The sequence below is a fragment of the Neisseria sp. P0021.S005 genome (assembly GCF_051956955.1).
Genome location: NZ_JBQCWY010000610.1, coordinates 1 through 1845 on the forward strand (window position 1 = coordinate 1; position 1845 = coordinate 1845).

Genomic DNA, 1845 nt, shown 5'->3' on the forward strand with positions numbered 1-1845 from the left:
TACCGATTTTGATGGCATCAAACTCTTCTTCCATGCCGGCAGTTTGCAACGGATTAAATAAGTTCAACAAATTCATTTTTGCTCCTTGAAGGAAGTATTTTTACCGCATGGCGGATTTTCGATATTGGGAAACGGTACTTTTGATTTCAGATGGCCTAAATGCCGATTGCTTCATTCTTATTCTGAAACCGCTTTTTCAGACGACCTTAAAAGGCCGTCTGAAAACTTCTGTTTAGTAGCGTTCCAAATCGATATCCAAGCCCAGTGAGCGAATCTCTTTAACCAATACGTTGAAGGATTCAGGCATACCGGCATCGATTTTGTGTTCACCTTTGACGATATTTTCGTACATTTTGGTACGGCCGTTCACGTCGTCAGACTTCACAGTCAGCATCTCTTGCAGCGTGTATGCCGCGCCGTATGCTTCCAATGCCCAAACCTCCATCTCGCCGAAACGTTGGCCACCGAACTGAGCTTTACCGCCCAAAGGCTGCTGGGTAACCAAACTGTATGGACCGGTAGAACGGGCGTGCATTTTTTCGTCAACCAAGTGGTGCAGTTTCAGATAGTGCATCACACCGACTGTAACCTTGCGGTCAAATGCTTCGCCGGAACGGCCGTCATACAGCGTGATTTGAGTTTTACTGTCGTTGAAGCCCAGTTTCTCAACCTCAGGATCTTCACTTGGGTAAGCCAAGTTCAACATTTCGCGGATTTCAGACTCTTTCGCACCGTCGAATACAGGAGAGGCGAAAGACGCACCTTTGCGCAGGTTAGAAGCCAATTCGATGATTTCTTCATCTGTCAGGCTGTCTAAATCTTCTTTCTTACCGCTACCGTTGTAGAGTTTGTTCAAGAATTCACGCAGCTCGCTGGCTTTGCGTTGCTCTTTCAGCATACGATCGATGCGTTCACCGATACCTTTTGCCGCCCAACCCAAGTGAACTTCCAAAATCTGACCAATGTTCATACGGGAAGGTACGCCCAATGGGTTCAGTACAATGTCTACCGGACGGCCGTCAGCCATGTAAGGCATGTCTTCCACCGGCAGAATGCGTGATACCACACCTTTGTTACCGTGGCGACCCGCCATTTTGTCACCGGCTTGCAGACGGCGTTTGATGGCGATAAATACTTTCACCATTTTTTGTACGCCCGGTTGCAGCTCGTCGCCTTGGGTCAGTTTTTTCTTCTTGATCTCATACAACTCATCCGCTTCTTCGCGTTTTTGTTGCAGGCTCAATTTAATCAGTTCCAACTGTTTGGCCAAATCTTCGTCAGCCAAACGGATGTCAAACCAATCATGTTTGCTGGACAGGCTCGCCAAATATTCGGTAGTGATTTCACTGCCTTTAGCCAGCTTCATCGGACCACCATTGGCTTTTTGACCAACAATCATACGCTCGATACGGTCAAATGCGTCGTTATCAAAAATACGCAACTGGTCGCTCAAGTCTTGACGGTAACGTTTCAGCTCAGAATCAATAATGGATTGAGCACGTTTGTCGCGTTGAATACCTTCACGAGTAAAGACTTGAACATCGATAACGGTACCGCTCATGCCGGTAGGCATACGCAATGAAGTATCTTTTACGTCAGACGCTTTTTCACCGAAGATGGCACGCAGCAGTTTTTCTTCAGGAGTCAGTTGGGTTTCGCCTTTAGGTGTTACTTTACCTACCAAGACGTCACCAGCTTCTACTTCTGCACCAATATATACGATACCGGATTCATCCAAACGGTTTTGCATACGCTCAGACAAGTTCGGAATATCGCGGGTAATGTCTTCCGCACCCAGTTTAGTGTCACGTGCGACAACGTTCAGCTCTTCAATGTGAATCGAAG

At 46.9% G+C, this 1845-nt stretch carries 1 pseudogene; it reads right to left on the reverse strand.

The features are described from left to right. Window positions 1–232: 232 nt before the first annotated feature. Window positions 233–1845 (reverse strand): annotated as a pseudogene (locus tag ACTHUE_RS17470) (DNA-directed RNA polymerase subunit beta); the annotation flags it as partial.